The sequence below is a fragment of the Bradyrhizobium sp. USDA 4461 genome, from assembly GCF_054055655.1.
Window position 1 is genome coordinate 4,700,694 of sequence record NZ_JBSRXM010000001.1, and the last position, 24,829, is coordinate 4,725,522.

Consider the following 24,829-nt stretch of genomic DNA (forward strand, 5'->3'; position numbering starts at 1 on the left):
ATACCTGGTCAGGTCTCGCTAAACCCCATCGTCGGGACCGATCGCCTTCATGCGCTTTTCGGGATAAGCGCCCGCTCGTTCGACGTCATTTGACTTCGAAATCGAGGGGTCGGCTCGGCCAGCGGAAAGCAGATACTCGCAACCGTTAAGGCGCAGCATCTTTCTGATCTGCCGTCTTGAGGCCTCGACGGAAAATCCCCGGTTTATTCGGCGTCGGTAGCCATATGCAAGCAATAGCAGCCCCAGGAACGCGGCGTCGACGCCGGTGACACCGTCGAGGCAGACGACAAGATTGTCTTGGCCAACGCACGCTTTGGTCAGAGCTGAGCGTGCCGGCAGGATATTCTGCGCTGTCCACGCGCCGAAGAACTCGAGCACCTCGTCATTGCCGCGTCGATAATGCCTGACACGGGCCGTGGCCAGCTGTGTATCGGAAGGTCGGTGGATACGAGAGTAGATGAGCCAGGGGAGAACTTGGCGCAGCAAGACTTGGACCAGCGTCACAAGATCAAGTGCATAGCGGCTACAAAGCGCGGGCTGCTCCTTGATGCGCCAAAGCCATTCAATTCCGGCGCGACGAATGAGTTCGGGGGCGCGCTTCACGTCTCTTGCAACAAAGTTGATGGTCGCTCCGAGATTGCAGACGACGGGCGCCGTGAGCTGGCTCTCGTTGCGACTGAGCCACAGCATGCCCTTTCGCGCTCCCACCGAGACGACCAGAAGGTCTGGGGCGGCCGCGTTGATCGTCCTGAGGGTTTCCGGATCGCTCATCGATTCGACTGAGCCGAAACCCGGAGCGAGGGTGCCCGCACACAGGATCGCCGAGTTTGCTTCGTTGAGGCGCTCACGTACGCGGCAGCCGACGTCATCCGTCGCACCGAAAAAGAAAGCGCTCATGCGCTCGCCGCTTGCTCGGAGTGCATCGAACAGGTCAGATCCCGCGACGCGCTGTCGGACCGGAAGTCCGAGCAAGCGGGCGAGCCAGACGAGTGGCATCCCGTCGATGACGGAAAGATCGTTCGATAGCGCAGCATCCCTGAAGTTTGCATCCGAGCGGATCAGGCGCAGGAAGTTCGTATTGGGTGTGACCATATTGCAGCGGCGATCGCCCCTGATTGACGCAACAATCTGTCGTTTCGCTTCTTCCAGCGTTACTGCATCGCATAGCAATCCCTCGATGCAGACGACTTTCCGGGAGAAGTCGGGCAAGGGCGAATTCTGAAAGCCATTTTCGGCGGCCGATTGTGCTTGCAGCGCAGTACGCATCAGGCGTTGTCCACCGACCGCTGATAGAATGGCGCGCAAGCGCGGCGTGCGTTACTTGCAGCTTGCGCGGCCTCGTCGCTCATCTGGGAGGCAAGACGGAGTGTAGCCAAGCGGGCGCTTGGCTAGGGGGCTCTCAGGGATGGGTTCGCAAGCAATGCTGACTAGTTCGTGTCGAGACCGCGAGTATCTGGTCGAACTAATCCTGGAGCCTGGTGCCGGAACTGTGCTCGCGCAGGCGCCTTGTTGGCGGCGCTAGCCGCGATAGGTTCTCTCGCGCACGCTCTATGAGCACCTCCAAAAGGACTAGTTGCTTTGAAGCCGTTGCGGTGCCGCGGCGCATGTCCTCATCTCTTCAGTCACGACACGAGAGGCTGGGCGGAGGCATCGTACACGGGTGCGAATACAACGCCGCTAAATTGAACGAGAATGCCGAGCATGCGAAAGCCGATCGTCAAAGTTTGTATTTCGGCCGGCGCGATGATTGCTCTTGGTCTAGGGATCTGCGCCGGCGCCGTGATGGATGGCGGTCGCACGTCGCGACAAGCCCTTGATGCGAAGGATCGTCCGTCCCTAATCATGATGCCGGACCGGGAATTCTCGGCCACGAGTTATGTGCACGCCGGATTGCCACCGGATGCGCCGCGTGATTCACATTCGGATAAATGGGTAGCGGCACTCCAGAGCCAGATAAAGTCCCACTACGGCATTGCGTCGGTCAATATCGACCGCTATTCGCCGCCGCTTTATGTTGTTTCCCGCGATCAGCCAACGGTTCGGGTGCGGGCGGAGCGCGCAACCACTCCGAACTGGCAATTTGACCCGCTGCAAAGACAATGGGACAGCGTCCCGCTGCCCGTCGGATTTCGGCCTTCGAGTGGAACTGACGCGGAAGCTGTCGTCTATCAGCCGTCGACAGCGCGCTACTGGGAATTCTGGGGAATGGAACCGAGTGGGCGAAAAACGACCAACTCGGCGGGTGAGAGCGTGGACGAATGGCGGGCCTCGTGGGGCGGCAGGATCGATAACCTGGCGACCAGTCCGGGGTATTTCCCGACAACCGGTGATGGCTACAAGTTTGGTGCGACGGCAACGGGCCTCGCCTTGCTTGCGGGCTTGATCACCGTCGCGGAGCAGCGGCGCGGTGAGATCAATCATGCTCTTCATATCGCCCTGCCGCAAACGCGACGGTCGGTTTGGGTTGATCCCGCACAACGCACTGATGGCGAGGACGACGATCCCGACGCAATTCCGGAGGGCACAACGTTCCGAATCCCGAGCAGTGTCGATCTCGATGATCTCGATATGGATCCCTACGCGGCCATGTTGGCACGCGCCGCGCAGCGATACGGAATAGTCGTCCGCGATACAGCGGGTGCGGTCGTGTTTTACGCCGAAAACCCGCTCTCAAAGGGACCTGATCATCCCTACTATGGAATTGGCGGCATTTTGCAGTGCCCCAAAGGCTATGCCGTAGCCGCCTGCTATCCGGACGGCAATAACCGGCTTCGTGGCTTCCCGTGGCATCTGCTGGAAGCAATCCAGTCGAGACGACAGCAATGATGACTCGCTTGGCCGGCGGACGGAACAGGCAGGAGACGCATTAATGCTCGACGCTTCATCCAAAAATCGCACGTACGTCTTCGATCGCGTTGCTGACGCGCCAGGTCGGTCGGATGTCTGGCACGACGGGCTCGGACTCAAGATCGCAGTGTCAAAAATTCGTCAGGGTCGTCGATCGCTTCTGCGATTCATGCTCGCTGGCGCCATCATCGGAGGGTTGGCAGGCGTCGTTTATGGCGACATCAAGGCGCCGGTTTTCAGCGCGACTTCCGAACTACTCATTTCGAATACGACACTGCAAATGTCCGGACCTGATGCGGTCGTGACCCAGATCTTGGTCGAGAATTCGCTGATCCAGAGTGCAATTGAAATGCTGAGGTCCAGCAGAGTCCTTGGACGGGTGATCGACAAGGTTGGATTGGATGAGATTGAGAACATCTTGCCAAGATCCAGCCTGGAACAAGCCGTCGGCAGGATCAAATGGCCGCGAGCTCGCGACCTTCTGCAAACGTCGAATACCTCATCCGATGATGACCTATCAAACGACAAGCGGAGGCAGAGAGTGCTCGCGCGACTGAGGTCCGGCATGACGGTCACTCGTGTCGGAGCGAGCCTTATCATTTCTGTTCGGGCACGCGCGCGTAGCCGCGAAGAGGCATCGAGGCTGACGAACGAACTGGCGGCATCGTTTGTTCAGGAGCAGAACGATACCAGTGCGGTTGTCAGCACGAGCGCGGCGCTGCGGGAGCGCATCAAAGTGCTTGGTCCGACCGCGCGGATCATCAGCGAGGCTGTCCCCCCGACCTCCAGCGATGGGCTTCCGGCCGCGGTCGTTGTGCTCCTGGCGCCGATCATTGGCGCTGTGCTGGCGTGTGGGTTTGGGCTTGGCATTGCACTGTTCGATCGGCGCTTGCGCAGCACCGAGCAACTGGTTTCGTTGAGCTCGGTGGAATGCTTCGGCACTCTTCCGCGCATGAAAGATCCTCGATCCGGCCATTCCTACTCTACGTCGATCCTGCGACGAACGGTACTTCAACGCACCCGCTCGGCGGTACTCGAGACATCGAGCCAGCTTCCGCGTTTCGTAGGCGTCACGTCCTGCTTTTCCGGTGAAGGCAAGACCGTCGTGGCGAGCAACTGGGCTAGGTTCCTGGCAAATGACGGCTGTCGTGTACTGCTGGTCGATGCGGCGCAGTGGAACGGATTTGCTACCCCAAGGTCAGCGCCGCAGGTAGCCGGTTTGCACGAATTGCTGCGCGGGGAGGTTGCACCGGCAGACGCCATTCAGCCTGAGATCAGCCCGAATCTCGATCTTCTCCCGAGTGGGGACATGCTGGGCAACCTGGATATGCTCTGGGGAAACCTCGCCTACGCGATCGGTGCAGAGCGCGAGTGCGCCTATGACTGGATCATCCTGGATCTACCCGCGCTTGCCACGGCAGCCGACGTGCGGTCGGCCGGCCAGATCATCGACCATCTATTGGTCGTGGTGGAGTGGGGCCGCGCCTCCGAGGCCGAATTGAGCGATGCTCTTGGTTCACTAGGGCCGGTGCGGGAAAAGGTTTTTGGGACGATTCTCAACAAGGTTCCGCGAGAAGTGCTGCGGCTCGAGAATTTAAGCGGCAGGCAGGCGCAACAAAAGGCGTCGGCCAGATTCGGCCTTTAAGTATCGACAGGAGTGTGAATCATGCCGCGAAAGGCGCTTTTAATCGCTGTCGCGATCAACGTCGCCGTGATCCTTGCTATTCCGTCCGCATTTGCGCAAGCCTATAAGCTCGGCGCGTCGGATCGGGTAAAGATCAAGGTGCAGGAATGGCCTGATCTGACCGGCGAATATACCGTCGCCGCGGACGGTGCAATTGCCTTACCGTTGATCGGAGACGTTGATGCGGCGGGTCGGCGCCCGAACGATCTGGCGCGGGAGATCTCTGACCGGCTGCAACGTCGCTCCGAAGACTCCGAAAGACCGGTTACTGCGGTCGAGATCATTCAGTATAGACCGTTTTCCATCGTGGGTGATGTGCAGCGCCCAGGCCAATATCCCTATCGGCCTGGCCTGACGGTCCTTGGGGCGATCAGCATCGCCGGCGGATACTATCGGCCAGAATTTGGTCTCCTTCGCTTGGATCGCGATATGGCAATGGCCCAGGGAGAGCTCCGGACCCTGTCGATGAAGCAATATCGCCTGCTCGCACGCGAAGCCCGCCTAACGGCGGCGCTCGCTGGGCGCACGGATATCGTGGTCCCGCCGCAACTGGATCGGAAGGACAATCCGGAGATCTCCTCAATTCTCCAGGACGAGCGTTCGGCGCTCGAATTGGAGAACAATGCAGTCCGTTCGGAACAGGCGGAGTTCGAAAAACTCAAGGCTCTGTATGAGAGCGAGACCGAGTCGCTTCGAGGGCAAGTCAGCGCGTTGGCTCAGGAGAGGGACAGTACGCAGGAGCAGCTAAAGCAATTTCGTGCTCTTTCCGCCCGAGGTCTCGCCCTCGCGCCAACGGTCTTTTCGATGGAGCGGTCTCTCGCGCAGATCGTCAATGAGCAATTGACGATACAGACGAGCATCGTAAGGGCCCAGGAGAGTGTCGCGTTGGCGACGCGTCAACTTCACGAGCGGATGCAGGAGAGAATGAAGGCCGACACGCGGGACCTCGAACAAACGAGGGATAACATTGCGGAGGTGCGGGCGCGAATTAAGACGCAGGGCGATCTGCTTACCGAAGCGCAGATCGGTGCTCCGGCCGAAGCGAGGGAGCGCTTGGCGCAGAAGGATCGTCGCTCTGGCTTCACGCTGGTCCGGAGAACCGGTGATGCGACGGAAGAAATCGTGGCCGATGAAGCAGATCCCGTGCAGCCTGATGATATCATCAAGATTCCAACGATCCATTCTGCACCATATGAAGTGAGCCTTGAGTCATCGCCAAGCGAGAAGGCGCAGCGCTAGCTCGGCCGGGCAGGTCGCGCAGTGCCGGTCGAATGGACGGCTTCGGCGTTCATACGTGCAGCTGCGGGCGCCGCGCTCCTCAGCTCTGATGATGCTTTCGAGAAGCCTCTTGAGTGTAGTCGACGCCGGGCCGCCCGTATCCACATGCGCTCCCAATAGAACGTCGAGAAATGGGCCGCCAGCAACGTGATAACCAAGCCAACAGGCCGCTTCAGCAAGTAGCGCTGGTAGACATTGCCGTCGTTCCACCATCCATGTGCGGTGAGCGGATGAAAGATGTAGAGCGCATAAGAGATCGCAGCAACATAGGACAGGCTCTTGCTGCTGAGTATCCCGATGAGCGCGTTGGACGGTTGCGCAAGCGTCGCCCAGAGCAGTACGCCCGTAGCATAAGGCCGCAAGTATTGCAGCCAGCCAGCATCGGGGTGCGAACTCGTTGCCCATGAGACCGCCGCGACCACCCAAACGAGCGCGGCCTTCGAGTAGGGGAGCCGGTGCGTTGGCAGGGTGCCGACGCAGGCGCCGATGAGGATTTCATCGAGGCGCAGGTGGGTGGTCACCTCGATCGGCGCGGTGTACCAGATGCGAAGGGCCGTAATCGCGGCGCAGCAAGGCCAGACTGCGATCAGGCCCCTGCGCCCGCCAAGCGCCGCCAACACCGTCACAAGCACGTAGAAATGAACCTCAACGCATAGCGACCAAAGGTGCTCGGTGACCGGGATCATTCGATCAAGCCGGTAGTTGATGATGAACCCCAGATGACTGATCAGGGCTTGCCAGCCCAAACCAAAGACGCAGAACACGAATGCGATGTAGAGATATGCCAGCGGTAGGATCCGGGCGATGCGCCTCACGATGAAGTCGAGGATGTTCGTGGAGCGCAAGCTTCGAATGATCAGATAGCCGGAAAGAGCAAAGAACAGGCTCATGCCCATCGGTCCGGCGGTCGAATTCAGCGCGAGATGCTTTGGCCCGAGCGGAAGCAGATGAGCTGCCAGGACTAAGCCGATGCTGAGCGCGCGAAGCCCGTCAAGAGCCGGGGTTGCGTGCGCCGCGGTCGGAAGCCGCTGATTTGTCGAAGCCTGGGAGGCATCGGCGGCCGGATGCGGAGGGCGGCGGAGGAGATCCAGTCGGTCCTTGCGCTCGCGGCCGTGATCGCATTCGACGGACGGCCGGTCGTCCCGGGGCTTGGGCGCTCCGCTCGGTCCCGCAAAGATCATCCTCGATCCGTTTCGGGTGGTTGCGGCAGGATCCGTGGAAATGCGCTGATCCCCATGGAACGCGACAGGTCATCGATCAGGCTGCGAACATGATCCGACAGCTCGTGTCGAAGGAATGCGATCGCGGCGACCCAGATCGCGATCGAGATTGCGCTCGACCCCACAAATCCGAAGAGAACCTCGGCAGTGCTCTGGCCGAGGGTGTGACGAAAGACGAATGGAGCCGGAAGCGCCACGAGCGTGCTGGCAAAGCTGCGTCCCCAGGCCTTCAACAACCGCATCGGATCATACTCGATGACAGATCGCAGCAGAGCCAAATAGCAAATTGCAAAGAAGGCGCCGCTGATCGGCAGGCTCCAGATCGCTCCCTCGATTCCGAACGTCAGGCCGAAGCCGACCGCAGCGATGGAGAAAATGCAGACTGCGCCTTCGCAGGCAAAAAGTGCGCGCTGACGTCGCTTGACGATCAGGATATCGTAGTAGGGACCTGCCATCAGCGTCACGGCGTGGGCGATGGCGATCGGAATCATCATTCGGCCCGTGGAGCGCCATGCGTCTCCGTAGATTGTCCCGACAATGGGTTCGGCCCAAATCGCCAGCACGGCGTAGACCGGCCAAGCCAGTCCCGTCATTGCCTCAACAAATGATCCGTAGATCGGTGCCATATCGGCGCCGCGGCTCTCGCGCTCCGCAAGGTTCGGCAGCATGGGTCTTGTCATGCCCAGCACAAGACCATTTCTGACGAAGGAGACGAGATTCTGAGCTCGGGAAAACAGCGCGGTATTGGCGAGCCCGCCGGCTCGGCCGATCATTAGTTCCGGTCCAGATATTGTAGCGCTTCCAACGAGGAGGGTGGCGGAAGTCCAGCCTCCAAAGGTGAGCAGATGCCGCGTACCTGCAAGCGTCGGAGCCAAGCGCAAGCCGTCGGGCATGCAAGCAACGGTCATTGCTGCCGTGACTGCTGCGGACGTGAAATAGCCCCACGCCAGCGCATCGGCTCCATATCCGAGTTTTGCCAAAGTGATGGAAACGGCACTTTGACAGCTTGCGGCGACCAGGCCGACAGCAAGTAGAACGCCGAAGCGCATGGCGCGCATGAGCTGCATCGTCGCAGGAAAGGCGATGGCTGGACCGAGCTGGGCAAAGGCCAGAATCCGCAAGGAGCGGCCGACAGCTTCGTCGTCATAAAAATCGGTGAGAACAAAGCTCAGCCCCATCAATACCACTGTGAGACCAACGGCGATCGACAGGCTGAGACCGAAGGCCGCCCTCAACAGAGGCTTATCGAGCTGTGGTGCGCTGACGACATAGGATCCAAGCGCGGCATCCTTCAAATCAGCGACAGTGCCGGCGGCCGCTATGGCTATCGAATAGGATCCGGCCTGCCGTGGCGTGAGCAGGTGGGCGATTACAACGCCTGTTGCGAAAAACAGGAGAAGGGTTGCATTCTGCTGCAGGGCAGAATTCAGCATGGCCCGTCGCAGGCGCATCAACGAGCCTCGCTTTTCGTGCTGGACGCTGTGTTCGCCGGTAACCTTAGCCACCGCGAAATGTCCGCCGACGAGCTGCGCGCCTTCGTCGCCATGATTTGGACGACGGCGCTTCGACGTTTTCCATCCGGAGGCAGGACGCGAGCCGTCGACTGCCGGCGCGCGGCAAACAACGACGTCGCGAGGACCTCTGGCCGGAACCGGCCATTGGGGGCGATCCGCTCCCCCTCGACATCGAGCCGCCCAATGTACGGGCTCGGCAGAAAGCCGTGATCGAGAACATGTAGTTCCGGATCGCCGGTGAACAGCAGCTTGTAGCCGGAGGTGAGCGCCTGATCGGCGATCTCGGATGTGTAGGCTCCGTGGGGAAATGAAACGGCGTCGACCGGGCTGCCGCCGCATGGCGTGACGATTTCATTCAGCACTGCAAGGGGTTGATGAAGCTCGGCTGAAGGATTTGACGACAGGGGAAACGCCGTGTGCGTTTGTCCATGGGCGCCGATGGAAATCCCGTTCAGCACGAGAGTGACGATTTCTTCAGATGTTAGCATCTGGCGCGGGCACCTAATGCTTCGCAGATCGACCCCCGCTGCGGAAAGAGCCGTCTCGACCATCGCGCCTTCAAGCTCGGGACCGCGACGCACGATGTCCCAAACGAGACTGGTGTCGTTCGGATCATCGTTTGCACCAAGCAGAATCTGATACAAGGAGGCGACCTGCTGCTGACCGATCCGTCCAACCATGACGGCGGAGAGCAAGTCCTCGGTCCAGAGCCGCTCCTCGCGTCCGATCCGGTCTGAAGTGACGAAGATCGTGGCCGGCGTGCCGTGCTTTTGTAGCAACGGCAACGCGTAGTCGAAATTGTCGGCGAAACCATCATCGAATGTAAGCAGCAGGCTCCTCGCTGGAAGAGAGCGCTCCCGCCTCAGGGATCGTCTGACGTCGTCCAGCCCTACGATGGTGTAGTGGCGCTTGAAGAAGGCGAGACACCGATCGAAGGTCCGGTCGTCGAGCGTCCAAGGGGCAAGCGTTGTTTCCCAACGCGGATCGCTGCGCCGGAGGACGCGATGGAACGTGACGACCGTCAAGGTCTGCCGGTTACGAAGCCTGTGATAAAGCGGCAACGCCCCGATCCGGTAAAGGGTAGTTCGGACCATCTCGCGCAGAAGGTGACTCACCACGGATTGTCTCGCGTGTGCGGGGGCAGCCTTGTTGAATGTCGTCTGCGTTACTTTCACCAATCACCGCAGGTCTGCCTGACATCAGCGATAGTCCGCGGTGCGGCCGCAGCGTCAATGATCTGTCTGGACTAGTACGCAATTGTGCCGTCGGTTGGCCTGTCCAATGGGCACACGCCGCGTTAGTTGTTTGCGACGAGGGAGAAACCGGGGCGGCTCGACACTCAATCTCCGCAATCGGAACTGACCGGATTCGCCCTGGCGGGGCCCGCAGGCGTGAGGACGTCAGATGCAGACGCGTCAAATGATCGAACGGATTGTCCCCGGGCGGCTACGTCAAAGTGTCCGCGGACTGACCGGGGCGGTGTTCCACCAGAGCTCGCACCGCCGTCTTGCGGCTGAGCCGCAGCCCCCCAACCGTGATTACGAGATCGGTAGATGGGACTATCTCAACAATATCGAGGAGATGGCCCGCTACGCAGTAATTGCCGGCTACTGCCGGTATGACGGACGTGTGGCGAATGTGCTCGATCTTGGATGCGGTTCGGGCATTCTGCGGAATTGGTTCGGCCCGCTAACGAACATCGAGTATGTCGGCGTGGACATTTCCGACCGTGCGATCGAGGTCGCGAGACGGGCCTGGGCAGACCCGCGCACGACATTCGTTGCGAGCGACATCGCCACGTACACCCGCGGAGCGCAAGTTCGATACGATCATCCTCAATGAGGTCCTCTATTACTTCCAGCAGCCGGGAGAAATCCTGATCCGCTTTGGCAACTTCCTCGAGCCGAACGGATCCTTCCTCGTATCGCTTTGGGAATCCGACGACTCGCGGCGAGCGTGGAAGCGATCGGAAAGTCTGGTGGACGTGAAAGACAGTGTCCGGATCGCACACAGCTCCGGGGTGTCCTGGACTATCCGGGTTTGCCGACCGCGGAAGCGGCTGCATGAAGCGATCCATGGAGAGAGCCCAGCCTATGCGTCCGGTCATTCCAAGAACTGATCCACTTGTTCAGCCTGTGCCAATGGCGGAAAATGGTCGGCCGATCGTCCTGTATGTGATCAATCAATATCCCGCCGTGACGCACACTTTCATCAAGAGAGAGGTCCAGGCACTCGAGCGTTTGGGCGTTAAGGTCGTCCGCGTCGCGGCAAGAGCCGGCAAGACCTTGGTAGACCCCGGCGATATCGAGGAGGAATCCAGGACGACCTACCTGCTGCAGCGGCCGTTCGGCCTGCTGGGTGCGGTCGCTCAATCCCTTCTGCTGCATCCGCGACGCTTTGCGAGGGCATTGGCAGCGACCATGGGCTTGATGCGCCGGAGTGATCGTGGACCTTTGCTGCATCTGCTTTACTTCATCGAAGCGTGCGGAGTGGCCTCGCTTGTACGGCGAACCGGCGCTACACATATTCATGCTCACTTCGGAACCAATCCTGCCGAACTCGCGCTGCTCGCTGCCCGTCTTTCTGGCGTGACGTACAGCTTTACGGTCCACGGCTACGATGAATACGACAAGCCTGAATTCATCGGGTTGCGAATTAAGATCCGTGAAGCCGCGTTCGTCGCCGCCGTCAGCCATTACGGGAGGTCTCAACTCTACCGTTGGTGCGACCTTGCCGATCAGAATAAGATCAAGCTCGTTCGTTGCGGTTTAGATCGAAAGTTTTATGAGGCGGCCGACGAGGGAGCTGCCGATGCCGCGCGGCTCTTGTGTGTGGGCCGGCTATGCAGGGAGAAGGGTCAAAGCATTCTGATCCGGGCTGCAGCACTGGTGGCCGCTGCGGGCCACCGGTTTGAGCTGACAATCATTGGAGACGGAGAAGCGCGCCCTGAGCTCGAGGACCTCATTGTGGAGCTTGGGCTGTCTCGGTCGGTCCATCTGCTCGGCTGGTTGAGCAGCGCCGACGTTCGTCATGAAATGCTAAAAGCTCGAGCGGTTGTCGTGGCAAGCCTCGCGGAAAATCTGCCGGTAGTCATCATGGAAGCAATGGCGCTCAGGCGTCCGGTGCTGGCAACGCAAATCGCAGGCATTCCGGAGCTGGTGATCGCTCGCAAAACGGGCTGGATCGTTCCTTCGGGTTGCATTGAGGAGCTCGCCTCGGCGATGACGGAATGTCTCGTTGCCCAGCCTGAGACTTTGCGAGCCATGGGACATAGGTGCCGTGAGCGCGTCATGGCCTTGCACGATGTGGATCGAGAGGCGTCGGTGTTGGCACGTTTGTTCACACAGCAGCTATCGACGCGCAACGATTCCTTGATTCCGGAGCGATCGCTCAGGATAGCCACTCGATAGTACGACGCTGCTTGGGAAGTGACGCAATTGCGATGCCGGTTCGGCGAAACGACGTGAAGCGCACGTGGTTCCCATCGTGAACCAGAAGAACCACTGAAATTGCAAGTAATCAAGAAGATTGTCTGAATAGAAAACGATGAGATAGCCGAGACACAACAAGAGCATTGTGAAGGAGCCAGCGAAATCCCTGCCGATGGTCGAGACGAGCCTGTACATGATCGCAACCATCAGAAGAAGGAAGCTTGATAGTCCGACGATTCCCATTTCGAAGTAGATTTGCAGGAAAGCATTGTGGGGACCGATCCCCTCCTGTCCGTCTCCGCGCGCGAAGAAAAGAGGAAAGTAGGATTGATAGGATCCCAACCCGTAGCCGAATAGACCTGGGGGGTTGGAGGCCAGCCATTCAAGCGTGTCTTTCCACAACACTTCTCGCCACGCCATCGAGTTTAGATGCTCGTAAGCGCCATCGACGGCGCCGACCTCGAGATCGGCCAGGCGGTCAGAGATCCCCGGCAAGAAAAGCGAGGCCGGCACCACGAGCACGGCGAGGAGCCAGCGGCGGTCCACAACTATCGCATAGCCCGCGGTGAGGAGCAGTGCCGCGAGCCACGCGCTGCGGGTCTTGGTCAGCAGCAGCAAGAACAGCAGATAGAGCGCGTAGACGAACGTAGCCCGTCGCATTGGAGCCGAGATGCCGAATCCCGCAGAGCAATGCATGAAGAGAATGAGGGCGAGAACGCCGATGATGTAGAACGCGTAAATATTTGGATGCGTGAACGTGCTCTGAAGTCGCTGTGCCCCGGTCAGGATTGCGGGATTCGCCGCGAGTTCGACGAGCGCGTACATCGACGGTATCGCGGACGAGCTGAGCGCAATGGCGAGACACTGTGCCGCAATTCGCCGGTTCTTGACGAGCACATACGGAAGGGTGAAGGCGGCCCCGTAGGTCGCGAGGGCGAGAACGTTTCGTATGCCTGCGCTTAGATCCGTCGTTTGAAGGAGGGATATCGCGCTCGTAAGAAGCAGGCCGCCCCATCCGAGCAAGGTTGCAGAGAATGCAACGTTGGGAAGTTGGACGACGGCGATGAGCGCCATGGCAATCAATAGTGCGTTGATCGCTGCACCAGGCCCGGAATGCTCGCCAAGGCTGGCTTTTATAATATCAAACGCGCGATCGCAGGACGGTCGCAAAAGCATGACGGCCAGCATCATCTGGCGCAGGCCGATGACGCGCGTCAGGAGAAGTAGGGAACCGAATGCCGCCAGAATGATGGCTGTCACGGAGCTCCTGGGCCGACGCCACGCGATGGGATGGCGCTTCGTATCCGTCCGCGCGATGTGATGTCGATGCCGCCTCATTCAGTAGGGCGGTCTTGCCGGTCCCGCAAGCGTCCAAACGGATCGGCGTAGGCGCATCAGACCTAACACCGACGGAATCTCGCCATCCCGCGAACATCGACTGTATCGTCGTCATCGATGCGAGGTCTGTCTCTAGCCGGCGCTACGGGCGTGGGCGCCGAGCTGGAGCATCCGAGGGGAGCCGATCGGCATCCTTGATGCTTTGACAACCAACGCGACGATCTGGATGCGACAGCAGCCAGGAGGAATGGTCGTCGTTTCCATGCGAGGATCGGAATGCAATGGCCTAATGTCCTTGGCGCGTCTGGCGTGCTTGCCAGGCATCTCGCCCGTAACCACAGAGATCGGCGCGGTGTGATCCGTGGAGGAATTGCAGGTGAAGCCGATCGGTCGGATCCCTTCAAACCTCAGCGTAGTACGACGGGAGACGGGCGCCGTGATGGGCGTTCCCAAGATCTAAGGCTGAAGAGAGCAGGGACGTTCCGCAGCCGGATTGCGAGGGAGCGGGAGCAAATCGGCCCAAACTGCAGATTCAAAAGAGCGTTTGACCTGATAGTCGCGGCGTCGGCGCTTGTGATCCTGCTCTTGCCGATAATCATGATCGCGATAGCAGTGAAGATCGAGACTCGGGGGCCGATTTTATTTCGGCAATGGCGCGGGGGGCGTGGCGGCCAACGCTTTCAAATATTGAAGTTTCGGACGATGACGTGCATGGAGGACGGTGCACATGTTTGTCAGGCGCGCCCGGGCGATTCCCGCGTGACTCGGATTGGGCGAGTGCTGCGCAAGACGAGCCTGGACGAGCTTCCCCAACTCTTCAACGTTCTCTGGGGCGACATGTCAGTCGTTGGTCCAAGGCCGCACGCTCTTGTCCACGACGCGATGTATTCCAGGCTGATCACGAGGTACGCCTACCGTCACTCGGTGAGGCCGGGAATGACCGGATGGGCACAAGTGAATGGATGCAGAGGTGAGACGCGGGATTTGACGGCTATGGAGAAGCGAGTCGCCCGCGATCTCGCGTATATACGCCATTGGTCGTTTCGGCTTGATCTCGTCATCCTGGCGATGACGGTCAGAGAAGTCCTTCGGCCGAGGAATGCGTGCTGAATTGCAAGCGAAAGCCCGCCACATAAGCTTTTCGCGACTTCAACTGAACGGACGGACCGTTGTGCACGCTCGTGCAGCTGGATCTTTCGAGCTCCAAAAATAGGAGAACAAATCGAGGCAAAATTCGTGAGGTGTTTCAGTGGGATCTAAGATCGAGTCGTTTTTGGAACGAGATCGAGTCGTTCAAAAAAGGTGAAATCGAGTCGTTTTCAACGTGTCCGCACAAATCGCATCCGCTTGGTGGGCCCGGCAGGACTCGAACCTGCAACCAGACCGTTATGAGCGGCCGGCTCTAACCATTGAGCTACAGGCCCCGCCGCCTTGCGGGCCGCATGGTGCGGCCGGCAACGGTGCGGGCTCCGTTTACAGGCTGCGTCGGGTTTCGGCAATGCCGCCCCCGACCGGCCCGTGGCAGCCATCCACGCCTCAATCCACCGAGACGCCGGCGAAATCCACGACCTTGCGCCATTTCTCGGTCTCGTCGGCGACCAGTTTGCCGAATTCGGCCGGGGTCATCGGCTTCGGGATGCCGCCGACCTCGGCGAGGCGCGCCACCAGCTTGGGGTCCTTCAAGGCCTCGCCGACCGCCTTGTTGAGGATCTCGACGATCTCCGGCGGCGTGCCCTTCGGCGCCGAGATGCCGTAGAAGCCGACCGACTCGAAACCGGGAACGGTCTCGGCGATCGCCGGCACATCGGGCACACCCGGCCAGCGCTGCGGCGAGGTGACGCCGAGCGCGCGGACGCTGCCGCCGCGCGACTGCTCCAGCGCCGACGGCAGATTGTCGAAGATCAGCTGCACCTTGTTGGAGATGATGTCCGGAAAGGCGATCGCCGACCCGCGATACGGCACGTGCTGCATGTCGCACTTGGTCATCGCCTTGAACAATTCGGCCGACATGTGCACCGAGGTGCCGTTGCCGGATGACGCATAGGCGATCTTGCCGGGATTGGCCTTGCAATAGTCGATGAACTCCTGAACGGTCTTCACCGGCATCGCGTTCGAGACCACCAGCATGTTGGTGAGCTGCATGATGCTGGCGACCGGCGTGGTGTCGCGCAGGAAGTCGTAGGGCAGCTTCTTGTAGAGTGAGGTCGAAATCGCGTTGTTGGGCGCGACGAACAGCAGCGTGTAGCCGTCCGCCGGCGAGTTGATCGCGGCGGCGGCGGCGATGTTGCCGCCGGAGCCGGCGCGGTTCTCGACCACGAATTGCTGGCCGAGATGATCGGACAGCCACTGGCTCATGATGCGAGCGACGATGTCGACCGGGCCGCCGGCGGCAAAGCCGATCAGCCAGCGCACCGGACGATTCGGATAGTCGGCAGCGGAGGAGGGGGCAACCGAGGCAAGGCAGCAGATCAAACCAAGCAACGTAGCACGTGCGAACCGGAACATCGTCTCTCCCGTCATTTTCTTGTGACTGTTGCCGTCATGGTTTCACAAAACGCCGGCTTTGCCTACGACCCTGCCCGTGCGACGATAGTCGGGCTCATGTGCAATGCTTGAGGCCCGGGATGAAATTCGCTGTGATGATTTGCGCCGGCGCGCTGCTGCTCGCGGGCGGCGCGGCGGCGCAGGAGGGGGGCAGGACCATTTCCAAGGAAAGTTCGAAGACCACGATCAGTTTCGCCACCGCGACGCCGGGGGGCGGCTTTCCGCTCTATGGCGACGCGCTCGCCGAGGTCGTGAACGCGGCCGATCCGACGCTGTCGATCGAGCCGCGCAACACCAAGGGCTCCAACGAGAACATTCCGCTGCTCGAGGCCGGCAGCGTCGATATCGCAACGGTTGCGGGCGAACCGGCCTATGAGGCCTTCAAGGGCATCGGCCGGCCGCCGGCGACGAAACTGAAGATCCTCACCGCGATGTATTCGGCCCCGGGCATGTTCGTGGTCCGCGCCGACAGCCCGTACCGGACCATCCAGGACCTGGTTGGCCAATCGGTCGCGTTCGGGGCCAAGGGCTCCGGCATCCCGATCCTGTCGCGCTACATCCTCGACGGCATTGGGCTGAAGCAGGACGAGGATTTCAAATCGATCTATCTCGACCGCGCCGGCGATGGCCCTGCGATGCTGGAGGATGGCCGCGTCGCAGCACTTTGGGGCGCCGGGATCGGCTGGCCGAGCTTCACCAAGCTCGCCGAGAGTGCGGCCGGAGCGCGGTTCATCGCGCCGACCACGGAGGAGATCGCGCGCGTCCGCGCCAAGCACACTTTCCTGAAGCCGCTGACCATTCCGGCCGGCAGCTATCCGAAGCAGACCGAGGCAATCGCGTCGATCGGCTCGTGGAGCTACGTCCTGGTGCGCGAGACCTTGTCCGACGATGTCGCCTACCGGTTGGCGAAGACGCTGCATGGCGTCGAGGCGGAGTTCTGCAAGAAGCTCGCCCAGGCGTGCGAGACCACGGCGGCGAACACCGTCGCCGCGGCGCCCGACATCAATCTGATCCACCCCGGCGTGCTCAGATATTTCCGCGAGATCGGAGTGGCGAAGTGACATCAGCGGAGACGCTATCGCGTCTCAGCTGATGTCATTCCGGGGCGATGCGTCAGCATCGAACCCGGAATCTCGAGATTCCGGATATGGTCCTTCAGACCATTCCGGAATGACCGCTGCCCATCTTATTTCTTCACCATCGGACACGCCGGGTCCGGCGGGCCGAATGCGTCCTCGCCGGAGATCTTCGCCAGGATCTTGTAATAGTCCCATGGATATTTCGACTCGGCCGGGGTCTTGACCTGGACCAGCCAGAGATCGTGCACCATCAAATTGTCCTCGCGCAGCTTGCCGTTGCGGGCGAAGAAATCCTCGACCGGCTTCTCGCGCATCTTGGCCGCGACCTTGAGCGGATCGTCAGTGCCGCTGTCCTTGATCGCGTTCAGATAGGCGGTCACCGAGGAGTACACGCCGGCCTGCCACATCGTCGGCATCCGGTTCATCTTGGCGAAATAGCGCTTCGACCACTCACGGGTCTTGTCGTCCATGTCCCAGTAGAACGAGGTGGTCAGCAACAGGCCCTGGGCGGCCGACAGCCCGATCGAGTGGACATCGGTGATCAGAGCCAGCAGCGCCGCCATCTGCTGCCCGCCGGCGAACACGCCGAACTCGGCCGCGGTCTTGATCTCGTTGGTGTTGTTCGGCGGTCCGCCGGCGATGCCGATGATCTTGGCCTTGGAGGCCTGCGCCTGCAGGATGAAGGATGACAGATCGGGTGTCGCGAACGGCGGCCGCACCGCGCCGAGCACCTTGCCGCCGTTCTTGGTCACGATCGCGGAGGCGTCCTTCTCCAGCGAGTGGCCGAACGCGTAATCGTCGGTGATGAAGAACCAGCTGTCGCCGCCGCGCTTCACCACCTCCTGTGCGGTGCCGACCGCGAGTGCGCGGGTGTCGAACACCCACTGCATTGCATAGGGCGAGCAGAACTTGCCGTGGAAATCGGTCGCGCCGGTGGAGTGCGTGATGAACAGCTTCTTCTTCTCGTTGGCGATGTTCTGCACCGCGAGGCCGACCGCCGAGACCGGCACGTCGACGATCAGGTCGACCTGATCGACGTCGTACCAGCGCCGCGCGATGGTGGCGCCGATGTCGGGCTTGAGCTGGTGATCGCCGACGATCACCGTAACAGGCTTGCCGAGCACCTTGCCGCCGAAATCGTCGACCGCCATCTGGGCGGCGGTCACCGAGCCCTGTCCGGTCGGCGTCGAGGCCGGGCCGTTCATGTCGGTCAGCACGCCGATCTTGACGATGTCATCGGATACCTGCGCCGATGCGGCCGAGGAGGCCAGCAGCGCGGCTGCGAGCGTCCCGAACATGGCGAGTCTGGAGCCATTTCCGCTCCGATTGAATCGGAGCCGGGCTCCAGATTTTTGTTTTGACGCGTCTTCTTTACGCGAACCGGTATCCACGTCGCTTGAAAGCGCTCTGGTGGCGTTCATTCTGTCTCCCTCCTGAACTGGCGCATTGGCCATTATGATTGTCCCGGGCCTCTGGAACCCGGTTATATTAGTTTCTTTTGCAACTAGTTTGGGGTCCGCGTCAACGCGCCATCGGTCTAATGACGCGGTGGCGGACCGGCGCGAGGCGGTTTCTTTCGGGGCCGATTCGGTCCATAGCGGGCCATGGTCACTGCCCAGCGCTTTCCGGCTTCGCTTACCCCGCTCGATATGGCGCTGGCTGCCATGCTGCGCGACCTTGTGCCGGTCGAGCCGGTCGAGCTGCCGCCGGCCGATGCCTTGCGCTGCATTGCCGCCGAGATGCCGGCCCTGCGCTCCTATCCGCCGCAGGATGTCGCGGCCCGCGACGGTTGGGCGCTGCGCGCCGATGATCTGGTCGGCGCGTCCTCCTATGCGCCGCTGCCGCTGGCCGAACTCCCGGTCTGGGTCGAGGCAGGTGCTACGATGCCCGACGGCACCGACTGCGTGGTCGACGCCGATGCGGTCGACATCTCCGGTCCGCTGCCGCAGGTGCTCACTGAGGCGATCCCGGGGCAGGGCGTCCGGCGTGCCGGCAGCGATATTGCGGCGGGGCGCGACGTGGTTGCTGCGGGAGAGCCGCTGCTGCCGCGCGGTTTGCTGCTCGCGCGCGCGGCCGGGCTGGAGATGTTGCGCGTCCGGCGGCCGCGGCTGCGCATCGTCAATATCTCGAACGGTGAGCTGACCGCACAGCTGATCGCGGACACCGCGCGCCTCGCGGGCGCCGAAATCGTCTGCACCGAGGTGGCGCCAGATATGGCGGCGATCGCAGACGCGCTCGATACCGCAGGCTGCGATCTGATCGCCACAATCGGCGGCACCGGCGTCGGTCACACCGATGCGGCGGTGAATGCGGTGGCGACGCGCGGGACACTGATCGCGCATGGCATTGCCCTGCAACCCGGGCGGACTGCGGCAGCCGGCCGGATCGACGCGACGCCGGTCATCGCCTTGCCGGGCGCGCCGGATCAGGCCTTCGCGGCCTGGTGGGCAGTCGCGCTTCCCGTGCTTGACCGCCTGTCGGGCCGGCAGCCGCGCAAGACCCTGGCGCTGCCGCTGGAACGCAAGATCGCCTCCGGCGTCGGTATGGCGGAGGTCGTGCTGCTGACGCGTCGGCAGAGCCACTGGGCTGCGCTTGCGATCGCCGACCTGTCGCTCGATGCCATCGCGCGCGCCGAAGCCCTGCTGATTGTGCCCGGCTCCGCGGAAGGCTTCGCTGCGGGCACGGTCGTCGATGCCTATATGTTGCGGGAGTGAGTTCCCGAGATGACCCAACCGTTCACGCCGAAACCAAACCCGTCCGTCGAGCAGGACCAGTTCCTGACCATCCTGTCGCGCGAGGAAGCCATCGCGCACTTCGAGGCAGCGCTGTTCCCGCGGCAAATGCCGTCCGAGACGCGGCTGCTCGCCGATGCACTCGGCCGTGCGCTGGCGGAGGACGTGGTGGCGCCGATCGACGTGCCGCCGTTCGATCGCTCCAATGTCGACGGCTTTGCCGTACGCTCTGCCGATCTTGCGCGCGCCGGCGAGGGCGCGCCGGTGCAACTCGCGCTGAACGGCGAGACCATCTCGTGTGGCACCGCGCCGGCCCTGCCGGTGCTGCCGGGCACCGCGACCGCGATTGCGACCGGCGGCCCGGTGCCGCGCGGTGCGGATGCGATCGTGATGGTCGAGCACACCCAGCCAGCCGGCAAGGATGCCATCGAGGTCCGGCGCGCGGCGTCGCCCGGGCAGTTCGTGTCTTACGCCGGCTCCGACATCGCGCGCGGCGAGGCGCTGTTGCGCGCGGGAACGATGATCGGCTCGCGCGAGATCGGTATGCTCGCGGCCTGCGGCATCGCCGAAGTCGCCATGGTGCGCCGTCCGCACGTTGCGATCCTCTCGACCGGCGACGAACTGGTGCAGCCGGGTGAGCGGCTGCGGCCGGCCGCGATCTACGACACCAATGGCGCGATCGTTACCGCGGCGATCGCCGAAAATGGCGGCGACGCGTCGTTCCTTGGCGCGATCGCGGACAATGAGGCGATGCTCGAGGCCGCGATGCGCAAGGCTCTGGCGGACAGCGACATGCTGGTGCTGTCGGGCGGCACCTCGAAGGGCGCTGGCGACGTCTCGCACCGCATCATCGCAAAGCTCGGCAAGCCCGGCATCGTCGCGCATGGCGTGGCGCTGAAGCCGGGCAAGCCGCTGTGCCTTGCGGTCTGCGACGGCAAGCCGGTGATCATCCTGCCGGGCTTCCCGACCTCGGCGATGTTCACCTTCCACGACATGATCGTGCCGACGCTGCGGCGGATGGCCGGCCTGCCGCCACGGTCCGATGCCAAGGTCGCGGCGAAGGTGCCGGTGCGCATCGCCTCCGAACTCGGCCGCACCGAGTTCGTGATGGTGTCGTTGGTCGAAGGCGCCGACGGCCTGATCGCCTATCCGAGCGGCAAGGGTTCGGGCGCGATCACCTCGTTCGCGCAAGCCGACGGCTTCCTGAAGATCGAGGCGCTGGCCGACCACCTGGCGGCCGGCAGCGACGCCGAGGTGATCTTGTTCACGCCGCATGTGCGGGTGCCCGATCTTGTGATCGTCGGCAGCCATTGCACCGGGCTCGATCTCGTCACCGCACCGCTGGCGCATGCAGGCCTTGTGGTGCGTTCGATCGCGGTCGGCAGCCTCGGCGGGCTCGCGGCTGCCAAGCGCGGCGAATGCGATCTCGCGCCGATCCATCTGTTCGACGACAAGACCGAGACCTACAACGCGCCGTATCTCGCCGACGGCCTCGAACTGGTGCCGGGCTGGCGGCGCATGCAGGGCATCGTGTTCCGTAACGACGATGCGCGCTTTGCCGGCCTGAGTGCGGAGGAGGCGGTGCGCGCCGCGCTCGCCGATCCCGCCTGCATCATGGTCAACCGCAACCAGGGCGCCGGCACCCGCATCCTGATCGATCGCCTGCTGGGTGGCGTTCGGCCCGACGGCTACTGGAATCAGCCGCGCTCGCACAATGCGGTTGCGGCCGCGGTAGCGCAGCATCGCGCCGACTGGGGCATGACGATTGCGCCGGTCGCCGATGCCTCCGGGCTCGGCTTCATTCCGCTCGCCGAAGAGCATTACGACTTCGCGCTGGTCACGGCGCGCAAGCGGCGGCCCGCGGTGCAGGCGTTTCTCGACGCGTTGGCGTCGGAGGAAGGGCGGGCCGCGTTGACGAAGGCGGGCTTCAGGCCGGCGTAGTGGCGCGCGGCGCCAGATCCACCGCCGTCGTTCCGGCGAAGGCCGGGACCCATACGCCGCAGCGCTCGTTGTGAGTGGGACTCGTCATTGCAGCATTGTTCAGCAATTCGCGACTCCGCCCGAGGCGGCCTCACTCGTGCAGCTTGCGGTCCAGGAAGCCGACATAGGAATTGTCGGGGTCGAGCTTGACGGCGAGGCGAAGTGCGGCGCGGGCGGCGGAGGCGTCGCCGTCAGCGCTGGCCTTGTGCTCATCCAGGATCGCATTGGCGACGGTGCGCGCGGTGTTGAGGCGGGCCTCGTCGATGCGCGTGCCGGCGAGATAGGCTTCCAACGGTTCGCGCAGTCGCTTCAATTCATCGACGCTGATCGGGCTCAGCGGATACCAGTTGTAATATTCGAGGCGCGGCCGATCATCGGTCAGGGTCGGCACGTCCCCGACAAAGGCTGCGAGCTTTGCATCGGCGGCGATGAATGTCGCCAGAAAATCCTCGGGCTCGCCCAGGCCGTTTGCCGTCAGATCGTCAGCCACACCGGGCTTTGACATCCGCATCGCAAGCGTGCGCGGGTCGATCTGCAGGGGTTCGTCGGAGGCGATCGCCACGCCTTCCATTCTGGACGGCAGCCACAGCGAGACATGCTTGAACTGGCCCATCATGGCCTTGAGGATCATCTTCGGCAGGATGCCGCGATTGAAATCCAGCGGCACCCATTGCGCGAGCACGGCGCCGGGGCGCATCCGCTGCTTTGCCAGCGTATAGAATTCCTCGGTGTAGAGGTTGATGACGCCGGCGTCGTGCGGCGGCGGCGGCTCGAGAGTGATGACGTCGAAGCTTTCCTTGGTCCCGAGCAGGAAGTGGCGCCCGTCCGCCACGATCTGATGGACCTTGGGGTTCTGATGGAACTGCTTGTTGATCGGCACGAAACGCGGCGCGACTTCGAACACTGTCGAGGCCAGATCGACCGCGTCGATGGATTGCAATTCCCGGTGGGTGCTGATCGCGCCCACCGTGGTTCCGGTCCCGATGCAAATCACGACCGCGGTTTCGACCGGGCCCTGGTGCAGCAGGATCGGATAGTGGCCCATCGCGGCCATGTAGCGCCGGCCCTCGGGGCGATTGTTGGCGTAGCTCTTCGAATTCACCACCAGCTGCTGATAGGTGCCCGCCGCCTTCTCGCGATACTCGACCACCGCAAAAGTCGCCTGCTTGGTTTCGCGCAATTCGAGGACATCGCCGCCTTCGATCGCGGTCAGCACCCGCTGCAGATAATGCGGGGTGAGCAGCAGCAGCGATGCGGCGATGACGCTGGCGGCAATCGCTCCCTGCCGCCACAGGGTGCGTTGTTTCAGAAGATCCGGTTGCGACAAAGTCGTCGTAACAAACAGCAGGACGTTGAGGACGATCAATGCGGTGAGCGCGCCCTGGCTGCCCAGATAGGGGATCAGGAGAAACCCCGCCGCCAGCGAGCCCAGCACGCCGCCGATCGTGTTCAAGGCGTAGAGCGTGCCGATCCTGCGACCGAGCGCGCTCATCTGCATCACGGTCAGTTCGCTGGCCAGCGGAAAACTGATGCCGATCAGCGTGGTCGGCAGCAACAGGGCAATGGCACAAATGAGGAAGAATGGAACGTCACCGCCCAGCAGCTCCTGCACCTGGACCGGCAAGAGGCCCGATACGATCGGCGACAGTGTTACGCCGACGGTGCGCGCCTTGCCGAGGATTGCGACGGTCAGCGTGGCCGCAACTGCGATCAAGAGCTGTGTGACGGCGAAGTATCGCAGCAACTGATCCTTGCGCGGGGCGAGCAGCCTGGCGCAGATCAGGGCGCCGATCACCAGCCCCAGCAGGTAGACGCCGAGCATCCCTGAGAATGCGTAGACACTCGAGGTGCTGATATTGGTCAGGAAGCGGAACCAGACCACTTCATAGGCGATCGAGACAAAACCGGAGCATGCGAAGATCGCGATCAGGATCGACGTCCTGTCGTGTGCCGGCGCGGCGGTTGGCACCGGCGTGGTTGCCGCGACCGCAACGATCGGGCTTGCGCTGCGCGCAACCAGCAGGGCCACGCCGCCGACGCAGAGGTACAACGTCGCCGCAACCAGGCTCGATCCCGTGATGCCGCACAGGCCCATCAGGACAAAGCCAACGGTCAGGGTGCCAATGGCGGCGCCCAGGGTGTTGAAGCCGTAGAGCAGGCCGATGCGGTTGGCCAAATCGGTCTGCGTGCGGGTCAGGAATTTCACCAGGAAGGGCAGGGTCGCGCCCATCAGCATCGTCGGCAGCGACAGGATGGCGAGCGACAGCGCCACCATCAGCGGCAACCGGAATGGCGACTCCAGGTCCAGCATCGGCGACAGCCAGCCCACCCAAGTCGACCAATGCGACAGCAACGCCGTCACCGCCAGGGAAACGACGGCGAGCGCGAGTTCGAGAAAGCCGTAGATCGTTAGGGGGCGGCTGACCTTGTCGGCGATCCGGCCGCCGAGGGCGCTGCCCAGGGAGAGGCCGAAGAAGAAGCTTGCCACCGTGACGCTGACCGAGACGGTCGCGCTGCCCAGCACGAATTGCAGTTGCTTGAACCAGAGCACCTGAAGGATCAGGGATGCCGCGCCCGACGCCAAAAAGATCGCGGTGACCAGGACCCGGTCCCTGGCGCCCGTGGCGTCTCGCACAGCATCACGATTGAGCACTGATCGGATCTCCCGTTGACCGGGAGAACAGGTAAGGCAGATGCTGTTAATATTGCCTTATGGGGCGGCCATGGGATCCGCCGAATAACTCATTTATTTCATTGGGGTATCTGGATTCGGGTGGGGGTTCGAGCCCGCCGGCGCTGGATCATGGCAATCCGGCTCAGTGCCGCATGGCCGTTTCCACGAACTGCCGCACCGAACTCGGGACTTCATCGTATTCGACGAAACGGCGCCGCAGCTCGTCGGCGATATCGGTCGTGACGTCGCGCGACCATCCCTCGTTGGTATTGAAGGCCACGATGCGGACCGGCTGGCTGTACTGGTCATCCAGCAGGCGGCGGATCAGCGTTTTCCGGTCTGAGCCTTCCTCTTCGGTTTCGCACCAGGCACGGCCAAGCCGGCCGAAATCGTTCAGCACCAGATAGGTGTCGCGGTCGACTTGCTGCGGCACGATCGAAGGCGAGCGAGGCATGGATGATCCTCCAGTGCTGCACATTATCGTGTTCCGGCCGTCCCGCGCATTGGA

At 62.1% G+C, this 24,829-nt stretch carries 19 protein-coding genes and 1 tRNA gene; 10 read left to right on the top strand and 10 right to left on the bottom strand.

All coding sequences use genetic code 11. The features are described from left to right. Positions 1-18: 18 nt before the first annotated feature. Positions 19-1,266 carry a WecB/TagA/CpsF family glycosyltransferase gene (locus tag ACVINW_RS21715; RefSeq protein ID WP_456753172.1) on the bottom strand — a complete coding sequence of 416 codons (1,248 nt, stop codon included), beginning with the start codon at positions 1,264-1,266 and terminating at the stop codon, positions 19-21. Between the two features lie 435 nt (positions 1,267-1,701). On the opposite strand from ACVINW_RS21715, the gene ACVINW_RS21720 reads away from it, so the two are divergent. Genes ACVINW_RS21720 through ACVINW_RS21730 form a run of 3 tightly spaced genes read left to right on the top strand, consistent with a single transcriptional unit; the run spans position 1,702 to position 5,770 of the window. Continuing rightward, the gene (locus ACVINW_RS21720) at positions 1,702-2,826 is read left to right on the top strand and encodes a hypothetical protein (protein ID WP_456753173.1); all 1,125 of its coding nucleotides are present in this window, start codon (positions 1,702-1,704) and stop codon (positions 2,824-2,826) included. 43 nt (positions 2,827-2,869) lie between these two features. Further along, positions 2,870-4,492, top strand: a complete 1,623-nt coding sequence (locus ACVINW_RS21725) for a hypothetical protein (protein WP_456753174.1) — start codon at positions 2,870-2,872, stop codon at positions 4,490-4,492. Between the two features lie 21 nt (positions 4,493-4,513). Continuing rightward, positions 4,514-5,770 carry a polysaccharide biosynthesis/export family protein gene (locus tag ACVINW_RS21730; RefSeq protein WP_456753175.1) on the top strand — a complete coding sequence of 419 codons (1,257 nt, stop codon included), beginning with the start codon at positions 4,514-4,516 and terminating at the stop codon, positions 5,768-5,770. Here the strand turns inward: ACVINW_RS21730 and ACVINW_RS21735 are convergent. The 3 genes from ACVINW_RS21735 to ACVINW_RS21745 are packed head-to-tail and all read right to left on the bottom strand — an operon-like array spanning position 5,767 to position 9,658. Continuing rightward, entirely contained in the window at positions 5,767-6,990 is a 1,224-nt protein-coding gene (locus ACVINW_RS21735) for an acyltransferase family protein (protein WP_456753176.1), read from the bottom strand. The two genes, ACVINW_RS21730 and ACVINW_RS21735, sit on opposite strands and share 4 nt — an antisense overlap. Next, entirely contained in the window at positions 6,987-8,462 is a 1,476-nt protein-coding gene (locus ACVINW_RS21740; protein ID WP_456753177.1) for an oligosaccharide flippase family protein, read from the bottom strand. Before ACVINW_RS21740 ends, ACVINW_RS21735 begins: the two co-directional genes overlap by 4 nt. Positions 8,463-8,479: 17 nt before the next feature. After that, complete coding sequence (locus tag ACVINW_RS21745; RefSeq protein WP_456753178.1) at positions 8,480-9,658, bottom strand: polysaccharide deacetylase family protein; 1,179 nt, start codon at positions 9,656-9,658, stop codon at positions 8,480-8,482. A gap of 289 nt (positions 9,659-9,947) precedes the next feature. Here ACVINW_RS21745 and ACVINW_RS21750 point away from each other — a divergent pair, with 289 nt between their 5' ends. Genes ACVINW_RS21750 through ACVINW_RS21760 form a run of 3 tightly spaced genes read left to right on the top strand, consistent with a single transcriptional unit; the run spans position 9,948 to position 11,953 of the window. Then, entirely contained in the window at positions 9,948-10,385 is a 438-nt protein-coding gene (locus ACVINW_RS21750) for a class I SAM-dependent methyltransferase (protein ID WP_456753179.1), read from the top strand. Further along, on the top strand, positions 10,273-10,662 hold the full coding sequence (locus ACVINW_RS21755) for a methyltransferase domain-containing protein (protein WP_456753180.1): 390 nt from the start codon (positions 10,273-10,275) through the stop codon (positions 10,660-10,662). Before ACVINW_RS21750 ends, ACVINW_RS21755 begins: the two co-directional genes overlap by 113 nt. Continuing rightward, positions 10,607-11,953: a glycosyltransferase family 4 protein gene (locus ACVINW_RS21760; RefSeq protein ID WP_456753181.1), complete on the top strand. Its 1,347-nt coding sequence runs from the start codon at positions 10,607-10,609 to the stop codon at positions 11,951-11,953. Before ACVINW_RS21755 ends, ACVINW_RS21760 begins: the two co-directional genes overlap by 56 nt. On the opposite strand, the gene ACVINW_RS21765 is transcribed toward ACVINW_RS21760, so the two are convergent. Beyond that, positions 11,894-13,234 carry an O-antigen ligase family protein gene (locus ACVINW_RS21765; RefSeq protein WP_456753182.1) on the bottom strand — a complete coding sequence of 447 codons (1,341 nt, stop codon included), beginning with the start codon at positions 13,232-13,234 and terminating at the stop codon, positions 11,894-11,896. The genes ACVINW_RS21760 and ACVINW_RS21765 overlap by 60 nt on opposite strands. Positions 13,235-13,588: 354 nt before the next feature. Here ACVINW_RS21765 and ACVINW_RS21770 point away from each other — a divergent pair, with 354 nt between their 5' ends. Continuing rightward, positions 13,589-14,422: an exopolysaccharide biosynthesis polyprenyl glycosylphosphotransferase gene (locus ACVINW_RS21770; protein ID WP_456753183.1), complete on the top strand. Its 834-nt coding sequence runs from the start codon at positions 13,589-13,591 to the stop codon at positions 14,420-14,422. 238 nt (positions 14,423-14,660) lie between these two features. On the opposite strand, the gene ACVINW_RS21775 is transcribed toward ACVINW_RS21770, so the two are convergent. Both ACVINW_RS21775 and ACVINW_RS21780 read right to left on the bottom strand, forming a co-directional pair. After that, a tRNA-Ile gene (locus ACVINW_RS21775) sits at positions 14,661-14,736 on the bottom strand. A 112-nt stretch (positions 14,737-14,848) separates the two neighbouring features. Then, on the bottom strand, positions 14,849-15,817 hold the full coding sequence (locus tag ACVINW_RS21780; protein ID WP_456753184.1) for a Bug family tripartite tricarboxylate transporter substrate binding protein: 969 nt from the start codon (positions 15,815-15,817) through the stop codon (positions 14,849-14,851). A gap of 119 nt (positions 15,818-15,936) precedes the next feature. Between ACVINW_RS21780 and ACVINW_RS21785 the strand changes: the two genes are divergently transcribed. Continuing rightward, positions 15,937-16,917 (top strand): TAXI family TRAP transporter solute-binding subunit, encoded by a 981-nt coding sequence (locus tag ACVINW_RS21785; RefSeq protein WP_456753185.1) that lies wholly within the window; start codon positions 15,937-15,939, stop codon positions 16,915-16,917. Between the two features lie 125 nt (positions 16,918-17,042). Here ACVINW_RS21785 and ACVINW_RS21790 read toward each other — a convergent pair whose 3' ends face one another. After that, a complete protein-coding gene (locus ACVINW_RS21790; protein ID WP_456753186.1) occupies positions 17,043-18,233 on the bottom strand; it encodes an ABC transporter substrate-binding protein in 1,191 nt (396 codons plus the stop codon). Positions 18,234-18,539: 306 nt separating this feature from the next. Between ACVINW_RS21790 and ACVINW_RS21795 the strand changes: the two genes are divergently transcribed. Next, a complete protein-coding gene (locus tag ACVINW_RS21795) occupies positions 18,540-19,649 on the top strand; it encodes a molybdopterin-binding protein (protein WP_456753187.1) in 1,110 nt (369 codons plus the stop codon). A gap of 9 nt (positions 19,650-19,658) precedes the next feature. Then, on the top strand, positions 19,659-21,608 hold the full coding sequence (locus tag ACVINW_RS21800) for a molybdopterin biosynthesis protein (RefSeq protein WP_456753188.1): 1,950 nt from the start codon (positions 19,659-19,661) through the stop codon (positions 21,606-21,608). Positions 21,609-21,738: 130 nt separating this feature from the next. On the opposite strand, the gene ACVINW_RS21805 is transcribed toward ACVINW_RS21800, so the two are convergent. Both ACVINW_RS21805 and ACVINW_RS21810 read right to left on the bottom strand, forming a co-directional pair. Continuing rightward, entirely contained in the window at positions 21,739-24,300 is a 2,562-nt protein-coding gene (locus ACVINW_RS21805) for a fused MFS/spermidine synthase (protein WP_456753189.1), read from the bottom strand. Positions 24,301-24,463: 163 nt separating this feature from the next. Beyond that, positions 24,464-24,775, bottom strand: a complete 312-nt coding sequence (locus ACVINW_RS21810; protein WP_456753190.1) for a hypothetical protein — start codon at positions 24,773-24,775, stop codon at positions 24,464-24,466. Between the last annotated feature and the right edge of the window lie 54 nt (positions 24,776-24,829).